1 protein-coding gene is annotated in these 4,366 nt (G+C 67.3%); it reads right to left on the bottom strand.

Annotated features, from left to right (window positions below):
• Window positions 1–4,366, bottom strand: a 4,366-nt coding sequence (locus ACAH41_RS00395) for an SDR family NAD(P)-dependent oxidoreductase (RefSeq protein ID WP_325654779.1), incomplete at both ends; no start/stop codon positions are given.

The raw sequence follows: 4,366 nt of genomic DNA, 5'->3' as shown, positions 1-4,366 counted from the left end.
GGTGCCGTGGGCCTCGATGTAGGTCACCGTGCGCGGGTCGATGCCGGCACTGCGGTGCGCCTTGGCCACCACCGCGGCCTGCGCCACGGGGTTTGGCGCCGTGAGGGAATTGGCGCGCCCGCCGTGGTTCTCGGCGCTGCCACGCACCAGGCCATGGATGTGGTCGCCGTCGCGCTCGGCGTCCGACAGGCGCTTGAGCACCAGCATCGCCACGCCTTCGCCGCGCACATAGCCGTTGGCATTGCTGGCAAAGGTCTTGCAGCGGCCGTCCTCGCTCAGCATGCCGGCCTTGTTGAAGCTGACATGGGCCTCGGGCATCACGATGGTGTTGACGCCGCCCACGACGGCAACCGTGGCCTCGCCGCTCAAGAGCGCCGCGGCCCCGCGCCGCAGCGCCACCAGCGAGCTGGAGCAGGCCGTCTCCACCGGCTCGCTGGCGCCATGCCAATCGAACAGGTAGCTGATGCGGTTGGGGCCGACCGAAGGCACGCCACCGGTCGACGAATAGGCTTCGCCCGCAAGCTGGGCGCGATTGAGCAACGTGCCGTAGCCGGTCGCACCGGTGCCGACATAGATGGCCGTGTCGCTGCCAGACAGCGCAGCCCCCGCGTAGCCAGCGTCTTCCAGCGCCTTCCAGACCTGCGTCATCATCAGCCGCTGCTGCGGGTCCATCAGCTCGGCTTCCTTCGGCGAGATGCCGAAGAACTTCGGATCGAATTCATCGACACCGTCAATGAAGCCGCCCCACTTGATGTTGGTCTTGTTGTCTTCGCGGGTCGGGTCGCCGAACCAGGCCTGCCAGTCCCAACGCTCGCCAGGAATCTCGGTGATGCAGTCCTTGCCGGCCTGCAGGTTGCGCCAGAAGGCGTCAATGTCGCGCGCCTGCGGGAAGTGCCCGCTCATGCCGATGATGGCGATGGGCTCGTCAACCGCCGGCCTGCGGCTCGCGGTTGCCGGTCGCTGGCTGAAGAGATTGCGGCCTCGCGAACGGGTGCGCTCGCGCGCTGGTGCAGGCACCACTGGAGGTGCCACGGGCGCCGCGCCGTTCGCCACCGAAAACCGCGGCGCCAGCGCTGCACGGTGCTCACGCGCCAGGTGGTCCGCCAGCCCGTCCAGCGTCGGGTGCTCGAAGAAGACCGTCGGCTTCAGTTCGAGCTGGTACTGCTGGTTCAGGGCGGCGCCGAATTCGGTCAACGAGACCGAGTCGAAACCGTATTCGCTCAAGGCCGTTTCGCCGTCGATGTCCTCCGGCCTGACCTTGATCAGCGCCGAGACCATCGCAACCAACGCGCGCTTGACGCTTTCCGGCAAGGCTTGATCATCGGCCGGGCGGTCCACCTGGCGCGCTTGATGCCCGGGTGGCAACAATGCCACAGGCGCCTGGGCGGCTTGGCCCAGCAGCAGTTGCCGGATGCGGGCTGCCTCACCGGCCACGACCAGGCATTGGGCGCTGCCGCTCGCCAGTGCCTGGCGCAAGGCCAGCAGGCCGTTCTCGGTGGCCAGCGGATGCAGGCCGAATTGCTGGCTCAGCAGCTTGCGGGTGGCAGCGTCAACCTGCATGCCACCTTCGTCCCACAGCGGCCAGTTCACCGACAGGGTTCGGCCCCAGCGCTTGCCTTGCGCCACGAGGGCGCTGCGATGCTGCGCAAACGCGTCCATGAACGCATTTGCCGCCGCATAGTCCGCCTGCCCGGCATTGCCGAGCGCGCCGGCAATCGACGAGAAGCAGATGAAGAAGTCCAGCGCCATGTCGCGGCTGGCTTCGTCCAGGAACACCGTGCCGGCCACCTTGGCGGCCAGCACCTCGCGCAATTGCTGCGGCGTCTTCCTGGCGATCAAGCTGTCGCGCAGCACCCCGGCGCTGTGGATGATGCCGTCCAGGCCTTCGAACTCCTCGGGAATGCTGTGCAGCAGCTGTGCCAAGGCCGTGCCGTCGCTGGCATCGACTGCGTGATAGCGCACCACGGCACCCAGCGTTTCCAGTTCTCGGATGCGGGCCTGGATGTGTTCGTCCAAGGCCGAACGGCCGGTCAGGATCAGCACCGCGTTCCTGGCATGGCGCGCGATCTCCCGCGCGAAGATCAGCCCCAGTCCGCCAGCGCCACCGGTGATCAGGTAGACACCGTGCGACTTCCATGGCAAGGCTGCATCAGCCGCCATCGAAAGCTCCGTCCAGGCAGCGGTTTCACGCTCACCGCTGCTGGTGTATCGCACCTGCTGCGCGTTGCTGCCGCAGTTGTCCAGCACGGCCTGCGCAAGGTCCTGCCCAGGCTGCACGCCGATCACCTGCCCGGTGATGCGCGGGTTCTCGGCTTGCGCGGTGCGCAGCATGCCGCCCAGGCCCGCCAAGGCCTGGCCTTCACCGGTGCCCGGCACGAGCACCTGGATCAGGTGCCTGCCAGCCTGGCCGGTCAGCGCCCGCAGCTGTTCGAGCAGTGCAACGGCCGCGGACTCGAAGCATTGCGCCAGCTCGCCTTGGTTGGCAACGGACACGCAGACGATGCCGGGCAGGCGCCCTGCCAGATCGACGGCCTCCACGCCGCAAAGCAGCACGACATGCCGCGCGAATGCGTCGCCAGTTGCCGGCGCTGCCGCTTGCCGGGTCCAGGTAGGGAGCAGCAACAGGGTCTGGATCAATGAGGCTTCCCTTGTTCGAGACAGGTTTGGATCCGTTCGCACTGACCCTTCGACAGGGCTCAGGACTAAAGGCTTTGTCGAAGTGCTTGCGTCGAGGTACGCGCCGGCTCCCTTCGACAAGCTCAGGACGATCGGAAATACAGGCTCAGCCCGAACGGGTGGCGGTGTCACGAATTCAGAAAACCTGAATGACGACTTGGGCACAGCACCGGCCGTGGCCGACCGCAAGCTGAACTGCCCAAAGCGCACGCAGACGGTGCCGTGCCCATCGCACAGGTCGATGTCCAGCCGCCGCACCGCGTCCCCTGCATTGTTGCCGGCGCTCCTGCGCACGACCGCCCACATCTCGGCCGTGCACGGCGCCAGCACTTCCAGCGCGCCCAGCGCAAACGGCAGGCTCAGCGGCGCGCCTTCGGCCTGCAAGCCCAGCGTGGCCTGCAAGGCTGCGTCCAGCAGGCTTGGATGCAGCGCGTAGCCGCTTTCCGGCGCTGCAGCCGGCAGGCTGATGCGCGCCAGCACCTGGTCCTGCCCGACATGAACTTCGCTCAGACCCTGGAACGCAGGGCCGTAGTGCAGGCCCAGCTGCTCGAAGCGGGCGTAGCACTGCGCTGCATCCAGTTGCGACTGCTGGCACTGTGCACGCACCGCTTGCAGGTCGTGCGCCGTGGTGCCTGCCCGTTCGCGCAGATGCGCCAGGCCCTGGCTGTAGCCGCGCACCTCGCCCTCGCCGTTCTCGCTGTAGATCTCGAAGCTGACGGTCCCATCTTCTTCCGGATCGAGCGCGATGTGCAGGCTCAGGCCTTCGCTGCCCACGACCACCGGGCGCGTCCACACCACGTCGCTCAGCGCCACGCTGCCCTCATGCCCCAGCACATGGCTGGCTGCCGTGCGCGCCATCTCCAGTTGCGCCACGCCGGGCAGCACGCGCGCGCCTTGCACCACGTGGTCAGCCAGGAAGAACTCTTCGCCGCTCAGCTGCGTGCTGAAGCGCAAGCCCTCGACGTCCGAGGTGTTGCGGTGAACCAGCGGGTGCAGGTTCACCGTTGTCGCCATGGGCTGCATTGGGCTGGTCTGCACCCAGTAACGCTCGCGTGCAAACGGGTAGGTGGGCAGGCTGATGCGTTGCGGGCGCCGGTCGCCGTACAGCCGCTGCCAATCGACTGCCATGCCCTTGACCCACAGGTCCAGCAACTTGCCGAACTTGCCCTTGGCGATCCAGGCCTCGACCATGGCGGCCGTGTCCTCATCGCCGCTGAGCCCTGCGAGCGCTTCCTTGTTGCGCTTGACCTGTCCCCGGTACAGCTCGTCGACGCTGTCGCCCGCCGCATGGGCATCCAGCTTCCGGCGCAGCTCTTCCATCGAGCTGACCACCAAGCCCAGCCGCTCCTCCATCGCTTCACGCCCAACCTGCAGCGTGTAGGCCAGGTCCGCAAGGTGGATGGCCGCATCGGATTCGATGGCGTCGCGCAGTTGCCGGACTTGCTCGTTGAGCCGGTCTTCGCTTCTGGCCGACAGCACGATCAGCGCGGGTCCTTGGTCTGTGCGTTGGTCTTGTGGTGCGCTGTACTCCTCGATCACCACATGCGCGTTGGCCCCGCCCGCGCCGAACGACGAGATGCCGGCAATGCGTTTGCCTTCTTGCTGCCTGCCGCCCACTTCCCGGGTGGGCCTGAGCCAGTCGGTCAGCTCCTGCTGCACGACGAACGGCGTGCCTTCGAAGTCGATGTTG

Origin of the sequence: Ideonella sp. (genome assembly GCF_041287625.1) — a bacterium.
GTDB lineage: Bacteria > Pseudomonadota > Gammaproteobacteria > Burkholderiales > Burkholderiaceae_C > Ideonella.
This window is presented reverse-complemented; position numbering and strand designations above follow the sequence as displayed.